The sequence below is a fragment of the Acinetobacter lwoffii genome (genome assembly GCF_029024105.1).
Lineage (GTDB): Bacteria > Pseudomonadota > Gammaproteobacteria > Pseudomonadales > Moraxellaceae > Acinetobacter > Acinetobacter lwoffii.
Genome location: NZ_CP118963.1, coordinates 2,129,821 through 2,145,914 on the forward strand (window position 1 = coordinate 2,129,821; position 16,094 = coordinate 2,145,914).

At 43.1% G+C, this 16,094-nt stretch carries 14 protein-coding genes, 1 tRNA gene and 1 pseudogene; 8 read left to right on the plus strand and 8 right to left on the minus strand.

Features of this window, described 5'->3' with window-relative positions; translation table 11 throughout:
- Positions 1-9: 9 nt before the first annotated feature.
- The 5 genes from trpC (at position 10) to PYW33_RS10470 (ending at position 3,773) form a co-directional block, all read left to right on the plus strand.
- On the plus strand, positions 10-816 hold the full coding sequence (gene trpC, locus PYW33_RS10450; RefSeq protein ID WP_004646398.1) for an indole-3-glycerol phosphate synthase TrpC: 807 nt from the start codon (positions 10-12) through the stop codon (positions 814-816).
- Between the two features lie 199 nt (positions 817-1,015).
- Positions 1,016-1,699: a Smr/MutS family protein gene (locus PYW33_RS10455; RefSeq protein ID WP_004646397.1), complete on the plus strand. Its 684-nt coding sequence runs from the start codon at positions 1,016-1,018 to the stop codon at positions 1,697-1,699.
- Between the two features lie 93 nt (positions 1,700-1,792).
- Positions 1,793-2,341: a GTP cyclohydrolase I FolE gene (gene folE / locus PYW33_RS10460; RefSeq protein WP_004730181.1), complete on the plus strand. Its 549-nt coding sequence runs from the start codon at positions 1,793-1,795 to the stop codon at positions 2,339-2,341.
- Between the two features lie 323 nt (positions 2,342-2,664).
- A complete protein-coding gene (locus tag PYW33_RS10465; RefSeq protein ID WP_004646396.1) occupies positions 2,665-3,099 on the plus strand; it encodes a hypothetical protein in 435 nt (144 codons plus the stop codon).
- Between the two features lie 113 nt (positions 3,100-3,212).
- Positions 3,213-3,773 carry a DUF4385 domain-containing protein gene (locus PYW33_RS10470; protein ID WP_004646395.1) on the plus strand — a complete coding sequence of 187 codons (561 nt, stop codon included), beginning with the start codon at positions 3,213-3,215 and terminating at the stop codon, positions 3,771-3,773.
- A gap of 11 nt (positions 3,774-3,784) precedes the next feature.
- Here PYW33_RS10470 and PYW33_RS10475 read toward each other — a convergent pair.
- From PYW33_RS10475 to hemE, 5 genes and pseudogenes are all read right to left on the minus strand, one after another.
- A pseudogene (locus tag PYW33_RS10475) lies at positions 3,785-4,913 on the minus strand (GGDEF domain-containing protein).
- A 198-nt stretch (positions 4,914-5,111) separates the two neighbouring features.
- Positions 5,112-6,998, minus strand: a complete 1,887-nt coding sequence (locus tag PYW33_RS10480) for an Lnb N-terminal periplasmic domain-containing protein (protein WP_004646391.1) — start codon at positions 6,996-6,998, stop codon at positions 5,112-5,114.
- Positions 6,999-7,075: 77 nt separating this feature from the next.
- The gene (locus PYW33_RS10485; RefSeq protein WP_004646390.1) at positions 7,076-7,546 is read right to left on the minus strand and encodes a DUF3015 family protein; all 471 of its coding nucleotides are present in this window, start codon (positions 7,544-7,546) and stop codon (positions 7,076-7,078) included.
- Positions 7,547-7,689: 143 nt separating this feature from the next.
- Complete coding sequence (locus PYW33_RS10490) at positions 7,690-8,493, minus strand: DUF817 family protein (RefSeq protein WP_004646389.1); 804 nt, start codon at positions 8,491-8,493, stop codon at positions 7,690-7,692.
- A 10-nt stretch (positions 8,494-8,503) separates the two neighbouring features.
- Entirely contained in the window at positions 8,504-9,574 is a 1,071-nt protein-coding gene (hemE, locus tag PYW33_RS10495; RefSeq protein ID WP_004646388.1) for a uroporphyrinogen decarboxylase, read from the minus strand.
- Positions 9,575-9,779: 205 nt separating this feature from the next.
- Between hemE and PYW33_RS10500 the strand changes: the two genes are divergently transcribed.
- From PYW33_RS10500 to PYW33_RS10510, 3 genes are all read left to right on the plus strand, one after another.
- Positions 9,780-11,003, plus strand: a complete 1,224-nt coding sequence (locus tag PYW33_RS10500) for a L,D-transpeptidase family protein (protein WP_004646387.1) — start codon at positions 9,780-9,782, stop codon at positions 11,001-11,003.
- A 180-nt stretch (positions 11,004-11,183) separates the two neighbouring features.
- Positions 11,184-11,882 (plus strand): pirin family protein, encoded by a 699-nt coding sequence (locus PYW33_RS10505; RefSeq protein ID WP_004646386.1) that lies wholly within the window; start codon positions 11,184-11,186, stop codon positions 11,880-11,882.
- Positions 11,883-12,217: 335 nt separating this feature from the next.
- Entirely contained in the window at positions 12,218-13,189 is a 972-nt protein-coding gene (locus tag PYW33_RS10510) for a methyltransferase (RefSeq protein ID WP_004646385.1), read from the plus strand.
- A gap of 125 nt (positions 13,190-13,314) precedes the next feature.
- Here PYW33_RS10510 and PYW33_RS10515 read toward each other — a convergent pair.
- From PYW33_RS10515 to PYW33_RS10525, 3 genes are all read right to left on the minus strand, one after another.
- Positions 13,315-13,404, minus strand: a tRNA-Ser gene (locus PYW33_RS10515).
- 87 nt (positions 13,405-13,491) lie between these two features.
- Positions 13,492-15,528 (minus strand): NADPH-dependent 2,4-dienoyl-CoA reductase, encoded by a 2,037-nt coding sequence (locus tag PYW33_RS10520; RefSeq protein WP_004646384.1) that lies wholly within the window; start codon positions 15,526-15,528, stop codon positions 13,492-13,494.
- Between the two features lie 139 nt (positions 15,529-15,667).
- Positions 15,668-16,021: a hypothetical protein gene (locus PYW33_RS10525; RefSeq protein WP_004646383.1), complete on the minus strand. Its 354-nt coding sequence runs from the start codon at positions 16,019-16,021 to the stop codon at positions 15,668-15,670.
- Between the last annotated feature and the right edge of the window lie 73 nt (positions 16,022-16,094).

A 16,094-nucleotide genomic window follows, 5' to 3' on the forward strand; every position in this document is an offset into this window, starting at 1 on the left:
ATTTTGATCATGGTGGATATCGCAAATACAATTTTAGGCAAAATTGTTGACCGTAAAAAAGAAGAATTTGCCCTACGTTTAAAGCAGAAAAGCTATAAAGATCTGGAAGAACTGGCACAAGGTGCATCACCTGTGCGTGGTTTTGCCCGGTCTTTAGTGTCGAAACGTCCGGGTGTCATTGCTGAAATTAAGAAAGCTTCGCCATCTAAGGGCATTATTCGCGAGAACTTTAACCCTGCGGAAATTGCAGCACAGTATCAGGAGGCAGGCGCAGCCTGTTTATCGGTGCTGACCGATGTAGACTTTTTCCAAGGACATGATGACAATATTCAGATTGCCCGTTCACATTGCGACCTGCCTGCACTGCGCAAAGACTTTCTGATCGATCCTTATGGGGTCATCGAAGCACGTGCCCTGCATGCAGACTGTATCTTGCTAATTGTGGCTTGCCTGTCTGACCAGCAGTTAGAAGAAATGTCCAAAACTGCATTTGAACATCATCTGGATGTACTGGTTGAAGTTCACGATGAAGAAGAACTATCCCGTGCTTTAAAGCTTTCAGATCGTTGTTTGCTCGGCGTGAATAACCGTAATTTAAAAACCTTTGATGTGGATTTGAACACCTCGATTCGTTTGAAAAAATTACTGGATCCTTCACGCTTGCTGGTGACTGAAAGCGGTATTGCAACCCCTTCCGATGTCGCCATGATGCAGGAACATGATATTCACGCCTTCTTGGTCGGCGAAAGCTTTATGAAACAGCCACGTCCGGATCATGCTTTCCGTGATCTGTTTGGTGAGCCTGAAGCAGTTTAAAGTTGTAAATACTTACCTAAGCACTTAAAAAGCCCAATCTCAGGATTGGGCTTTTTTATTTTCAATATTAAAAAGTAGATCATAGAATCTCGAGCGTATTTAAAATCCTCAGCGAATGTCATGAACGCAATTCAGTTCTCCTTTGTCTATTTTCAGACTATAATTCTTGTAAATTCCGTATCTCCCTTGTTTTTACATTATGAGTAAACACGATTCTTCGTTATCTAAAGATCAGTACAACCTGCTGAAATCTTTTAAGAAGCAAATTACACAGCCGCAAACGCCTGCGGTCGTTGCTGCACCTGTTGAAAAGACTGTCGAGCAAGAGGCTTTAGAAGAACTTGAATTATTCCGCAAGCAAATGCAGGGCGTGCAAAAAATTGAATCGGGCAATACGGTTCAACTGGACAAGCCACGCAAGAAAAAGCCGGATGCACAAATCCTGGCAAAGCGTGCAGCGGCTACTGGCCCGATGGAAACAGAGGCAATGGCTTTATCAGATACTCAAGCCATGCTCAATCCTGTCGGGAGTCAGGCCAACTTGAGTTACCGCATTGCCACCTTGCAGCATAAAGTGTTTGAAGACTTGAAAGCCGGTAACTTGCGCTGGTTTGAAGCTGTGGATCTGCATGGCTGTACTGTGGAAGAAGCGCGTCAAGCCGTGCTGCAAATTATCCAGATCGCCAAAGATGAAAACCAGAACGTGATTAAAATCGTACATGGCAAAGGTCCGGAAGCGATTTTAAAAACCTATGTGAACGGCTGGCTGCGTCAGCATCGCGATGTTTTGGCTTTTGTCAGTGCACCTGAAAAGCAAGGTGGTACCGGTGCGGTATTGGTTCTGCTCAAACGTGCAGAAAAGAATCCAAAGTTCAAACAGTAAACGGTTTTAGCCTCAAAACAAGGCATTGTAAAAGTTTTCTGCTACAATGCCGTCCTTGTTCATTCTCAGTTTAAGTGAATACGTCATATGACTATGCAGCAATCCTACGCAAACATTCTTACTGCCGTTGGCGAAGATCTAAATCGCCCTGGTCTCAAAGATACGCCTGTGCGCGCTGCGAAAGCATTTTCATATTTAACCTCGGGTTATAGCCAGACACTTGAAGAAGTGACCAACAAGGCGGTCTTCCCTTCCGATAACCGTGAAATGGTACTGGTCAAAAACATCGAATTTTATTCGCTATGTGAGCATCACTTATTGCCATTTTATGGCCGCGTACATATCGCCTATTTGCCAGAAGGTCATGTTTTAGGCCTGTCTAAATTTGCCCGCATTACTGAAATGTTTGCACGCCGTTTGCAAATTCAGGAAAATCTGACTCAGCAAATTGCAGAAGCAGTGGCTGAAGTCACCAAAGCACGCGGTGTTGCAGTAATGATTGATTCTGCGCACATGTGCATGATGATGCGCGGTGTAGGCAAGCAGGAATCAACCACACGTACGGTATCATTTATTGGTGATTTTAAAACCGACAAAGAAACACGTCGTGAATTTTTAAGTGCGGTTCCAGAAAGCTATTAATTATTAAAGCTTAAAAATAAGTTACTCAAAGCCTCGATCATTCGGGGTTTTTTGCTTTTAAAGGAAGAGGATATCAATACTTAATTCAAAAGCTCACTTGCTATAAATAACACCTGGTAACAGGGTTTAAAGACCTGTCCCAAAACTTGCTATGTTTCAGTCTAGAACTCAAACAATTCCTGCTTGTGTTTGCAACAAGCCTACACTTGGATACACGATAAAGTTTTAATCCTGCCGCTCTCCCATTAAAGTAATTTGAAGTTGATATACAGCAAAGCGCTTTATATCTTTCTGATTGATTTTTAATGATAAGGAAAGTAACCATGGCGAATAGTAAAAATAACCAGGCGAAAGACAGCAAAAAATCAGCAAAAACTGCTAAAAAGACCCAAGATGAGAAACTGAAAAAGTCGAATAAGAGTAGTGACAAAGACAGTGATCGCAAAGTCACTAAAAAAGCGGCGAGCAGTAAATCTAAAGCGGCATCTTCTAAGAAAGACAATGCCAGCAAAGATGAAAAAGTGAAGGCGAAGAAAAATTCGAGCTCAAAAGCGAGTGATAAAGCGAAAGACCAAAAGACCTCTTCTGCGAAAAAACCGGCTAAAGCGAAAAGCAGCAACAAGAGTAAAGACGACACTAAAGTGAAAAAGTCTTCTTCAAAAAAATCGGCGCCTGCTAAAAAGCAGTCGAGTAGCTCCTCTAAGAGCAAGTCAACCAAGGCTAAAACCTCGAAGACCAGTTCGAAAAAATCGAAGTAAAATGAAAGCCCCTAGTTCTAGAAGACAGGGGCTTTTCTGTATCCTGCCTTTCATTTTCATAATTTGTATTAGCTGAAATATTGAGTCATTTTAAATTTCAGAAAAGGCCGAATATGAAGTCATCTGCCAAAGTAACCCCACCAAAACGTCCGTCACGTGTAGTTTCGAATAGTTTTGATTATTCTCTGGACTTTGCAAAGATTAATTTTCGTAAACGACCCGAGCTCTACCGGATTGGCCGTGGTGAACAAGGTGTATTACTGGTTGAGCCTTATAAATCGGAAATCCTGCCACACTGGCGCTTTGCAGATGAAGCAAAAGCCCAAGCCAGTAGCGAGAAAATCTATCAGCTTTTCTTGGACTATTTAAAACAAGGAGATTTTATTGGTGCTGACATGGCACGCAAGTTTTTACAGATGGGTTTTACCCGTGCCCGGCGTTATGCCAATCATAAAGGCGGCAAAAAGTATGACGGTCCGGTTCCGGAAGACAAAAAAGGTTTAAGTGGCGCGCATGGCCGTTCCGAGCTGCCACGCAATCAGGAAGATCCTGTTAAAGCCGCTGCTGCCAAAATTTTTAAACAGAAATGGGATGAAGCTAAAAATCATCCCGAATATCTTCAGCAAAAAAAGAAATTTCAGGAATTTATAGAGCAGCAGGCTGCAACTGGATAAATATCTTTCATTTAAACAGAGAGTGGCTGTGCGACTGGATTCAAGGACTGATGAGCCATATAGACTCTGTTACGCCCGTTGTTCTTCGCCATATACAAGGCAGAATCTGCCGCATTCAGGAAGCGCTGATAATCCGGATGTCCATCATAAAGCACACAACCAATACTGACCGTAAATTTAAACTGCTGGCCTTGTGCCGAATTAATCATGCCATTTTCAATATATTTACGAATACTTTCAGCAATATTGAGGGCACGTTTTTCATCAGTATCCACCAGTAACAGCAAAAACTCTTCACCGCCGACCCGGAAAGCATAATCACTGCCCTGACTGTATTTTTGCAATGCTTCGGCCAGAAATTTCAAAGCCAGATCACCTGCTGCATGTCCGAATTTGCCATTAATACTTTTGAAATAATCAGCATCAATGGCAAGTAAAGACAAAGGCGTATGATTCTTACGGGAAAAAGTGATTTCACATGAAATAATCGTATTCAAATAACGGCGATTCAGTAACTGGGTCAATGAATCATTACCTGATTCAATATATTCGGCCACCTGAAATAACTGATCTACCAACAACTGAATTTCGCGGTTTAAGTCACGGATCTGCTGGATCAGTCCCAGCATATTGTTTTTGTCCGTACAGTCCATAATATCTTGATTAAGTTCATCGACTTGATAAATCCGTTCAATGATTAAATCGACCTGATCAGAACCGGTAAAAGCATAAGAGGCTTTATGGATAAACCATAAACCGAACTCAGACTTGGACAGCATCGGATGATTCAATTTCACGTACACCGCGCATGATCAGCCAGGACGGAATTCCGACACGCGCATGCACATGCCCCACCATCGCCTGTTTCTGCACGGCATCGGCATAGCGTTTATTAATTCCTACACTAAAGCTTTCAAGTAGCCAGGCATTTAAAGTGTCACGCAAGCGCTGTTGAATCAAGTCATCAGAAAAGAATTCTGCAGATTCCTTTTCAATGAGCATGTTTTTATAGAATTCTTCCACCAGAATCAGGGAATGATCTTGAATAAAGTGAAAGGCATGCAATAAGTCATCAGATGAATAATTTTGACAGATCTGTTCCCATTGCTCGGCCAGTCTTGCCATGCATTCATTATTCATACTGTCTGTTCCCCAAAACCTTGCAATTTGCACTCACATTATGTGATAAATATAGCAAATATCAGGTATTTTTCCTAAAATATCGACCAGATTATTTATACCCAACCCAGCCAATTTTTTTATACAAGGGAAAACCGAACAGTAGCCTCATGGATACACAGCACTTTATGAATAGTGCTAATCAGTTTTAACTCAATCTTAAAAATACCGGATCAAACCAAGACTCCATTGATCCCAGTCTTTGGACTGCTGTTGCTGATATTCCCAAGACAGCCGAAGTGCATGTTGTGGATTGAATGCATATTGGAGTTCAGTATTCAGTTTCAGCTGCCAGCGATGCGAATCCTCCCAATAAGGCAGTTCCACCTGCACCAGACTGTTGATCTGATCGCTCCAGATATTCTGGCACCCCACAGTAGGGCCTGCACCTACGCGCCAGCCTTGATCAAGTGCCTTGCCTGCCTGTAGCTGAGTTTGCATTTGTGCATAACATAGATGTTCACGGCTGGCATTTGCCCAGCTATAACCGCCCTGAGTTTTTAAGCTGGCGACGCCATGCTGCTCATCTTCACTAAACTGGCCATGCGCATCCAGTGCCTCCTGTTGCCAGCCCAGATTAAAACCCCAGGACAATGGCGTATTAAACGGATTGACCGGGTTATAGGAATTGACGGTAAATAGATCAAGCTGTTCCAGTTTGAGCTCACTGTCACGATATTGCAAAGCCCCATCTAGAAACAATAATTGTGTGCCTGTTCGAAAACCACCTTGCGGATCGATAAGATCATGATAGGCTTGCCGATGCCCTAGCTGGACAAAGGATTCACCCTGAACCTGTCCGGCCTGAAGACTGATATTGCGTGCATGATGGCTTTGTACCGGATCTATTTTTGGACGTTCAGGCGCTTTACGCTGTTTCTCGATATCCAGCTGGCTTCTTAAGCCTAATAACTTACGAAAACGTGGTTGAACAAAAGATTCATCGACTTTTTGTCGGAGAAAGTCCAGATATAAATGATCATAGGCCATTTCCAGAATTTTGGCCTGATCTTCTGCCGGATAAGGCTGCAAAATTGAAAGTATTACACCTGTTTCTGCATAAGCTAACTGATGCGCAGTTTTTGCCAGCGCTTTGCCATGCTGTCTGGATTGAGCCAGCAATTGAGTTTCAAGCGCTGGACGGTAAACTTTCTGTTTGATCAAACCCTGCTGTTCTACGACTTTCAGTGTTTCAATCGGAATCGCAGTCGAATTAAACTGTTTCTGTAGATTTAACTCGGGACGTACCAGATCAAATAGCCCCAGCAGGCGATAAGCACAATTATCATTGATAAAATAATAAGGGAAACTTACATTTTGCATTTCCCAGAGATGCTGTACCAAAAATCTGGTTTCTTGCGGGCTTAAGTTTAATTCATATTCCCACAAATCCCGGCTTTCAAAGTCACCATATTCTTTGACCTTGCGGTAATATGGCATCAGGGAATATTCACCCGGATATTGTCCGGTCAGCCCTTTCCAGGCAAAGGACCAGTTGTCATTGCCATCGACCGTCGCAGCATAGTTGACCGCATAAGAAATCAGATTGAGTTGTTGCTGGTCTTTAGGATCCAGACGCAACAAGGTATGACCAAACATCGAGCTGGGATTACCCATAAAATCCGTGGCATAGATCAGGGTTGCCTGATAAGGCTTGACCTCGCCAATCCATTTATCCAAATCCGGGCAACTGACCGCAGGCAATTGTTGCTCGGAAATATTCAATTGCTGCATTAACCAGCTGCTGCGTGCAGGAAACTTACAGCGGACGGACTGATTCGGCTCTGCGCTCAGGAATAAAGCCTGAATGTTATGCTGCATTTCTTTTTTTAGATCAGTTTTTCCCTGCTCTGCCAGGAAATAGCCCGAATAGTTAACCTCGCTATGACCTTGGGGATTGGCATACATGAGACGTTGCCAGGTAGTGCTCTGATCCAGATGCTGAGTTTCGGCCTGAGCGATATAATGCTGGATGTCTGGATTAATTTCGCTAGAAAAACTTAAAGGGCTGAATGTCAGGCCCAACATGAAGAACGCATATTTCATTCAGTTAACTTATTCTCATCAATTTCTTTTAGTCATAAGAAAACCCTGCCAGAACAGCAGGGTTTTTAGGGTGCGGATCAGATGTAGGATTTCAATACTTCATCTTTGGCCATCACAGTTTGTAAGGTGCTTAAAACTTGTAATGTATTCTGGTTTTCTTCGGAATAAATTTCAGAGAAATTCTGCTTGGAAACGCTAAAGAAACGAGCTTTATCTTCAGATTTAATATTCAAAAGTTCAGCCAGAACATTCAGGCTTTCACCCTCTCCAACTGCCATATCACGCGCCAATGTTTCAGCGTTTTCATTGGTAAAGGTCACCACTTGAGCGGTTACGGTACCGCCCTGGCTACAACCTAAAGTACCAAAAGTGATCCCGAGCCACTGATTCGTGAACAGAACGTTGGTCGTACCTGCAAAGAGTTTAGGAATAATACCAGACTGACCCGCCCACACCTGGCTTCCGATACCACAACCGACATCTCGGTCAGCCATCGCCATGCTTGAACCAGTCGCCAATACCGCCGCCAGCATAATTTTTTTCAACATAGTTATTCTCCAATTATTCTCATGCAATCTTTGTTATTACTCTAATAATGTAATTTAAATTACATACTCAGCAGAGTAGCGACAAGTCAAGTTTGGCGCAATTGAAAAAATGTATGCTTTACATAAACATAACCTGATTGATTTTACTGTTCCTTGAGCGCCCAATCGCCTTGTGAATTACGCTGTCCCAAGATTTTCAGTACTAACACCAGACTCAGCAATAACAACAAATACCAGGAGCCCAGTTTGCCCCATCCCACCATATGCCATTGCTCAATCTGGCTTGGATAGAGCCAGATCTGGTAAAAGGTACTGATGTTCTCGGCAATCCAGATAATAAACGCCAGAATCAGCAGTACGGGTAACATCGGCAACTGAAAAGTATGCCGATTCAGCTGAAAGCGAATTCTGGTTTTCCAGAACATCAGCACGCTCCAGACAAATAAAATCACCCGATAATCGGGAATAAAAAACTTGCTCATAAAGTTGATATAAGACAAGACAGCCAATGTCAGCATATGGCTAAAACGCGGCAGTTTTTCAAATGAAACCTGATATAGACGTAAAGAGCGCGCAAAAAAACTGCCGACCGCAGAATACATAAAACCGGCAAATAAAGGCACGGTCAGGATTTTAAATATTGCGGGTTGAGGGTAATGCCAGGAAGCAATTGCCGGATGGGTCAGGAAGATTTCCATCACCATGGCCATGAGATGAAATAACGCAATCACTTTGGCTTCAGCCCAGGATTCCAGTTTGGTATAGAGCAATATCACCTGAATCAGCAAAGCAAAAAAAAGCAGATAGTCATACCGGTAAAAACCAAAGAAGAGATCGCTGCCCATAGAAGCAGTCAGCGCAAAAGCGAGCAGGAGTAAAATCCCAAATAAGGCAGCCGAAGCTGCCTTATAAGTAAATTCAAACCCTGATTTGAATAGATCGATCAAGGTTTACATCCTAAAGATATTTGGCACTATACTCATGTACGGTATCAATAAATGCTTTTGGATTCGCCGGATCAACCCACTGGGTAATACCATGACCTAAATTGGCAACATAACCGGTTTTCTCGCCATTGGCATAGGCATCATCCAGCATGGCTTTTGTCGCTTTAATGATGGTGTCTGATGAACCATATAAAGTTGCAGGATCCAGGTTACCCTGAAGTGCTGCACGACCAGCAACCGTTTGACGAGCGACATTCAATGGCGTGGTCCAGTCCAGACCAAATGCATCTGCGCCTGTCGTAATCATCGGTTCCAACCATTGACCGCCACCTTTGGTAAACAGAATTACCGGAATCTTGCGGCCGTCTTTCTCACGTTGCAAACCAGCGACAATCTTCTGCATATAGTTCAGCGAGAACTCGATATATTCACGATGTGCTAATGCCCCACCCCAACTATCAAAGATCTGTACCGCTTGTGCACCCGCATAGATCTGCGCATTCAAATATTCAGTCACTGCATCAGCCAGACGATCCAGTAAAGCATGCAAAACTTCAGGCTGCGCATACATCATCTGTTTGGTAAAACGGAAATCCTTGCTTGAACCGCCTTCGACCATATACGTTGCCAGAGTCCATGGACTGCCCGAGAAACCAATCAGAGGAACCTGACCGCCCAAGGCTGAACGAATGGTCGAAACGGCATTCATCACATAATCCAGATCCGACTTGGCATTAAATGCAGGCAGATTGGCGACATCCTGTTCGGTACGGATGGTCTTGTGAAATTTCGGGCCTTCACCGGCTTCAAAATACAGCCCCAGTCCCAAAGCATCCGGAACCGTCAAGATATCCGAGAATAAAATCGCGGCATCAAGATCATAACGGCGTAAAGGCTGCAAAGTTACTTCACAGGCCAGTTCAGTATTCTTGCAAAGCGAAAGGAAATCTCCTGCCTTGGTACGCGTTTCGCGGTACTCAGGCAAATAACGGCCAGCCTGACGCATCATCCATACTGGCGTAGCATCTACAGGCTCACGCAACAATGCGCGCAGAAAACGATCATTTTTTAAGGTCGTCATTCACATTCCCATCTTTCTTTGACATTGCCAACATCATAGCAAAAAGGCCGCAGTTTTAATAACTTCTGGCAACTTTAAAAACCGATCGGATTGAACGGCAACCTAGTGATTTACACAAAACAACTACTGCATCTCCACATTTTTTCTGTAATACTTATAGTGTTTTTTCACATAGTTAAAGAAATAATTCTTAAGGTTGAGTTACATGTTCGTTCGCACAATGCTCGCTGTGAGTCTAGGTTGCATTTTCGCAGGTCAAGTTTTTGCCGCGTCTACTGCTGAACAACCATTAAAACCCCAAGTGGTGACTGATGTTGCAGTGCAAGATCCGATTGATCCATTAGCAACTGAAGCTTCAGCGGCCCAAGCAGCACCTGCAGAAGCGCAAATTACTGCACAAGAACAACAAGACTTAAAACAGGCATCTGAAGCGCTGAATGAGCTACAGGATACCGAAGATCAGACTGCCTCTGTTGGCGCAGCACCAAATACCAAAGCACCGACTAACTCTGCGATGACCAAAGCTTCTTGGACTTTAGACGGTTTAAACAATGCCCAATGGTATGAAAATATCGGTGCAGGTCAATTCCCAGTTTACGCACGTGCGCATGTCATGCTGAATAATGCCCATGCATCACCAGGTGCGATTGACGGAACCAGCGGTAAAAATACACTAAAAGCCATTGCATCTTTCCAGCAAATGAATGGCATTAAACCGACAGGTGTTTTGACTCAGGAAACCTGGGATAAACTAGTTGCACGTCAGGGTTCTAAGCCAGCCTTTGTTGAATACACCATTACTGAAAAAGATCTGGCAGGCCCATTTGCCAAGTCTATTCCTTCAGATTATGCGTTACAGGCGAAAATGAAAGGCTTGTACTACACACGTGTCAGTGAAATGTTGAGCGAAAAATTCCATATGGATGAGAATTTCTTAAAGAAACTCAATCCAAATGCTAACTTTAATAAAGTTGGGGAAAAATTACTGGTCAGTAATGTACGTAATGACTTGCCTGAAGGTATTCACTTGATTGTTGCACATAAAGGTGCGAAACAACTGTACTTATTTAACAGTAAAAATCAAATGATCGCGTCATTCCCTGCCACCATTGGTAGTGCGGATACACCATCTCCGACCGGAACCTATAAAGTAACAGGTGTTGCACCAAACCCTTGGTACAGCTATTCACCGTCTAACTTTGTACAAGGTAAAAACTTAAAACCACTATCTTTACCACCGGGTCCTAACGGTCCTGTCGGGAATATCTGGATTGGTTTAAGCAAGAAATCATTTGGTATTCACGGAACACCAAACCCGTCTACCATTTCGAAAACAGCGTCACATGGTTGTATTCGTTTGACTAACTGGGATGCCAATGATCTTGGCCGTAAAGTCAAATCTGGGGTAACGGTTCGTTTCTTAGAATGATGATCGGTCTGCCGATTTGAATAAAAATAGCCTGCTTTTGAGCGGGCTTTTTTATTCCTTATATTTACTTTCAGCTCTGTCGTTGCAAAAATGCAATGATCTGTCGCCTATTTGAGATTTTTTCAGTTATAAAACGACAGTATGATGATCTCAAGTTAAAAATAATGTCGAGATAAAATCATGAATGCTTTTCTACATCCTAGCGAAAATCGTGGTCATGTAAAAATGGGCTGGCTGGAGTCTAAACACAGCTTCTCATTTGGTAACTGGTATAACCCAAAGTATATGGGTATCAGTGCTTTACGCGTTATTAATGATGATCTAATTGATGGACATCAGGGTTTTGGAACACATCCACATGACAATATGGAAATCCTGACCTGTGTGCTGAAAGGAACCATTACCCATCAGGATAGCATGGGCAATCATGGCGGAATCGCTGCGGGTGAATGGCAACTGATGAGTGCAGGAACCGGTGTGCGACACAGTGAAATGAACCAAGGCGACGAACAGGTCCATTTACTGCAAATCTGGATTATTCCAAATGAACGTGATGCCAAGCCGAATTATCAGCAAATCCGTCTTGACCCGCATGAGCAACCGAACCAGTGGCATTTGATTTGTGGTCCGAATGACAATGCACCGATGCATATTCGTCAGAATGCCGAAGTCAAAACTGCGGTGATTCAGCAAGGCCAAAGTCTGGAAGTGAAAGCGACCCAGCATATTAATTATGTACATGTTGTTTCTGGCACTGTCCAGATCGCTGAACATACAGTGGAAGCGGGCGGCGCAATTGCTTTTCTAGATGATACAGAAATTAAAGCAAGCGAAGATGCGCAAGTGATCTGGTTTGATTTGCCGGAAGTACCCAACTAAGCTTTTAAAGCTCTCAGCTCTAATGGCTATTGATCCCAGTGATTAATAGCCATTTTTATACATATAATCGTAAATAAGAAATAATAGGTGGCAATATCATAATAAGGTTTCTTAACTAAGAAAATTATGCCTGCTACCTATACAAATCCAACCAATTCTCATCACATTTTTACCTAAGCAATGCATTATTTAGGTGAATATAAACTGATCCATTTCTATGAAATCCATTGCTGTATAGCTTTGATCATTCGCGACTGGTTTTGATATTGTCTTTTGCAGCCATAAAGTGAATTGATCTTTTCATGTAGGTTAAATAAATAGAAGAGCATATCCGTATGAACCAGATTTTAGAGATGCAAAGCATCCAGCAACAAGCTTTGTTTTATTTATTAGCCTTTTTAAAACAACAAGATTATCAGTTCACGACCATTACACCACTTTCCCACCAGCGAATTCTGAATCGGAAAAAGAATAAAATTTATAAGCACAGAACCCTTCAGGATATCTTTGGCTGGAATCTAAACTTTAAAAAAACTGATCTTGATCCCGTTCTGTTTGAATTATTGCAAGAACATCAACTTCTACAGGTTCAGGAAGATCAATACTTGAGTCAGATTCGAGTTTCTTCACTCGATGGCGAACTCTTTATTCATTCAGCTTTTCCGACTACTCAGCAAGATGCGGTATTTTTTGGTCCGGATACTTATCGCTTTATCTATCATCTCAAGCAATATCTAGCTGCTCAGACTCACCCTTTCAAACGGGTCGTGGAAATGTGTTGTGGCACTTCAGCAGCCGCAATCAGTATTGCCAGACATTTTCCAGATGTGAATGAAATGATGGTTGCAGACCTGAATCCCAAAGCCTTGCTCTATAGCCAGATTAATATCAGTTTTGCCGGCTTAAACCATATTCATCCGGTTCAAAGTAATTTATTTTCCAATCTTGATGGAAAATTTGATCTGATTTTTGCTAATCCACCGTATTTAATTGATCCCGAACAACGTCAATATCGTCATGGCGGTAATGCGCTGGATGGCTGTGATTTATCATTCAGGATTATAAAAGAAGGTCTACAGCGCCTGAATTCTGGCGGACATTTATTTCTATATACCGGTGTGACCGTGACTGAACATGGCAATCTGTTTTTGCAGCATCTTAAAGATTTGATGAAACAGCATCAAAATATAATCTGGTCCTATGAAGAAATTGACCCGGATATTTTTGGTGAAGAACTGGAACAACCGGCTTACCAACATGTGGAAAGAATTGCGTTGGCATTAATCAAAATTGAAGTAGGCAATTAAAGAATATTTATTAATTATGGAATTTTAAAATTTTGACTTTGTTCGCTATCAGCTTATTTTAAATCGTTTTATTAAAATCATAGAAATAAAAAAACCCCAATCTTTCGACTGGGGTTTTTAAAATTTGGCGGAAGCGGTGAGATTCGAACTCACGGAGGACTCACACCCTCGTCGGTTTTCAAGACCGGTGCATTAAACCGCTCTGCCACGCTTCCATGGGCGCAATAATACGGAGCTTTTGTCCGGCTGACAAGTGAAAATTACAGTGAATGCAATCAACTGCATATAGTTTCATCAAATCCTTACAGTTTAGCTGCTAATTCCGCTCCCTCACGAATGGCGCGCTTGGCATCGAGTTCAGCAGCCAGTTTTGCACCGCCAATAATATGATACTGCGCCAAGGTATTTTCCCCAGCACTCGGCATCAGGTCTTTTACCGATTCCTGACCTGCACATACCACAATGGTATCCACACGCAATAATTGAGCATGGCCATCTACCTCAATCCATAAGCCTTCATCCGTGACAGATTTATATTGCACACCGCGCAACATCCGCACGGCATGTTTTTTTAACTGGGCACGATGTACCCAGCCTGAAGTCTTGCCCAGTCCTGCGCCAAGTGGTGTTTTTTTACGTTGTAATAAATAAATTTCCCGTACTGGTGGTTCGACTTCAGCACGCTGTAACCCGCCTTCAGTCACATAATCTGGTTGGGAATCAACACCCCATTCACGTTTCCACTCATCCACAGGTTGCGGCTGTACCTGATGCGGCGGCTTTAATAAAAACTCCGACACATCAAAACCAATACCACCCGCGCCGATGACCGCAACACGATCACCGACAGGCGCGCCGCGTAGCACTTCTGCATAAGACAAGACTTGTGGTGCCTGACTGCCTTCGATATTCAAGGCACGCGGCACGACACCTGTAGCCACAATCACCTCATCAAAACCTTCACGCTCCAACTGCTCGCGATTGACACGGGTATTGAGACGCAGATCAACTCCGGTTTTTTCTAGCTGCACTTTAAAATAACGAATCGTTTCGTGAAATTCCTCTTTCCCTGGAATGACTTTAGCCAGGTTGAACTGCCCGCCTACTTCATGATTGGCCTCAAAAAGCGTCACATCATGCCCGCGACTGGCTGCGACCGTAGCAGCAGACAGACCTGCAACTCCCCCGCCAATCACTGCAATACTTTTCGGTTTTTTGGTTTTGATATAAACCAGTTCGGTTTCATAAGCGGCACGCGGATTGACCAGACAGGTTGCCCGCTGGTTTTTAAAGGTATGATCCAGACAAGCCTGATTACAGGCAATACAGGTATTGATTTCATCAACACGATTGGTCGCGGTTTTATTGACCCAGAAAGCATCGGCCAAAAGTGGACGTGCCATCTGCACCATATCTGCCTGACCAGAGGCCAGAATCGCCTCGGCAGTGTCTGGCATATTGATCCGGTTGGATGCAATCACCGGCACTGAAACATGTTTTTTGACTTCAGCGGTATAATCAACAAAAGCAGCTCGCGGTACAGAAGTCACAATGGTGGGAATACGTGCTTCATGCCAGCCAATCCCGGTATTGAGCAAAGTAATTCCAGCCTTTTCCAAAGCTTTAGCTACGGTAATGACTTCCTGCATGGTATTGCCATCATGCACCAAATCGAGAAGCGACAAACGGAAACAGATAATAAATTTCTCACCAATTTCAGAACGAATCGCTTTAACAATTTCTACGGCAAAACGCATCCGGTTTTCGATCGGGCCACCCCAACGGTCGTTACGCTGATTGACATGACGGCTTAAAAACTGATTCAGCAAATAGCCTTCAGAACCCATGATTTCCACGCCATCATAGCCGGCTTTTTTGGCAATGCTGGCAGTTTTTACATAATCCTGAATGGTATTCAGAATCTGTTTATCTGACATTTCACGCGGTTTAAAAGGAGAAATCGGCGATTTGATCGGACTGGCTGAAACCACAAAAGGCTGATAGCCATAACGTCCGGCATGCAGAATCTGCAAAAGAATTTTGGCGCCATGCTTATGCACTGCATGCGTTACCAGACGATGTGGCGCAATATCGCCCAAGGTATTCATGGTACCGCCCGCCGGCAACAACCAGCCTTGACGGTTTGGCGATATTCCCCCTGTAATCAGCAGACCTACGCCACCCTTTGCTCGTTCACCAAAATACGCAGCCAGTTTAGGATAGTTATAGAAGCGGTCTTCCAGACCAGTATGCATCGATCCCATTACCACCCGGTTTTTAATGGTGGTGAAACCCAGATGAAGTGGTTTTAAAATATTGGCATAGCGCGTCGTGGTCATAACAAATCCCTGATTATATTTGGCTGAGCAAGTCATTCCCTTACTTTAACTGATTTTCAGCGGCTTTTTATGACCCGGAGTTCAGCATTTTCAGGCACAAATATCAATCTTCGAAACAGTTCTTTCTATACATGACGAATTAGTTCTGCCATTGTCGTGCGCTGGATTTCCATAATGCAATCACGCCCAATACTGTACCAATTGGAAAACTCAGCAACATCAGAATAGCCATTATTCTGGATAAAGTACGTCCTGAACCATTGCCCTGCTTCACCTTTATACTGGCCTGGATATTAAAAAACATCAACAAGCCTAAAAGCAGCAGCACCACACCTAAACTCAGCATGGAAATACTGGATTGCTGATATTCAAGATATAAAAACAGCACTGTACTAAAACCAATCAGGCCGGCATAAATCCCATGCAACAGTGCCAGTGTTTCATTCTTGGTTTTAGGATTTAAATTAGGTAAAGGTGGGATATGAGTCGCCATGCTTTTATTCCTGTTTTATCTGGTTTTTAAATTATTCGGCTGAATATAACCAATTTTTTACTTTTTCAGCAGG

Excerpts from the sequence above, each read along its gene's own strand:
- trpC (WP_004646398.1), top strand. The coding sequence starts at position 10 with ATGGTGGATATCGCAAATACAATTTTAGGCAAAATTGTTGACCGTAAA.
- PYW33_RS10455 (WP_004646397.1), top strand. The coding sequence starts at position 1,016 with ATGAGTAAACACGATTCTTCGTTATCTAAAGATCAGTACAACCTGCTG.
- folE (WP_004730181.1), top strand. The coding sequence starts at position 1,793 with ATGCAGCAATCCTACGCAAACATTCTTACTGCCGTTGGCGAAGATCTA.
- PYW33_RS10465 (WP_004646396.1), top strand. The coding sequence starts at position 2,665 with ATGGCGAATAGTAAAAATAACCAGGCGAAAGACAGCAAAAAATCAGCA.
- PYW33_RS10470 (WP_004646395.1), top strand. The coding sequence starts at position 3,213 with ATGAAGTCATCTGCCAAAGTAACCCCACCAAAACGTCCGTCACGTGTA.
- PYW33_RS10480 (WP_004646391.1), bottom strand. The coding sequence starts at position 6,998 with ATGAAATATGCGTTCTTCATGTTGGGCCTGACATTCAGCCCTTTAAGT.
- PYW33_RS10485 (WP_004646390.1), bottom strand. The coding sequence starts at position 7,546 with ATGTTGAAAAAAATTATGCTGGCGGCGGTATTGGCGACTGGTTCAAGC.
- hemE (WP_004646388.1), bottom strand. The coding sequence starts at position 9,574 with ATGACGACCTTAAAAAATGATCGTTTTCTGCGCGCATTGTTGCGTGAG.
- PYW33_RS10500 (WP_004646387.1), top strand. The coding sequence starts at position 9,780 with ATGTTCGTTCGCACAATGCTCGCTGTGAGTCTAGGTTGCATTTTCGCA.
- PYW33_RS10505 (WP_004646386.1), top strand. The coding sequence starts at position 11,184 with ATGAATGCTTTTCTACATCCTAGCGAAAATCGTGGTCATGTAAAAATG.
- PYW33_RS10510 (WP_004646385.1), top strand. The coding sequence starts at position 12,218 with ATGAACCAGATTTTAGAGATGCAAAGCATCCAGCAACAAGCTTTGTTT.
- PYW33_RS10520 (WP_004646384.1), bottom strand. The coding sequence starts at position 15,528 with ATGACCACGACGCGCTATGCCAATATTTTAAAACCACTTCATCTGGGT.
- PYW33_RS10525 (WP_004646383.1), bottom strand. The coding sequence starts at position 16,021 with ATGGCGACTCATATCCCACCTTTACCTAATTTAAATCCTAAAACCAAG.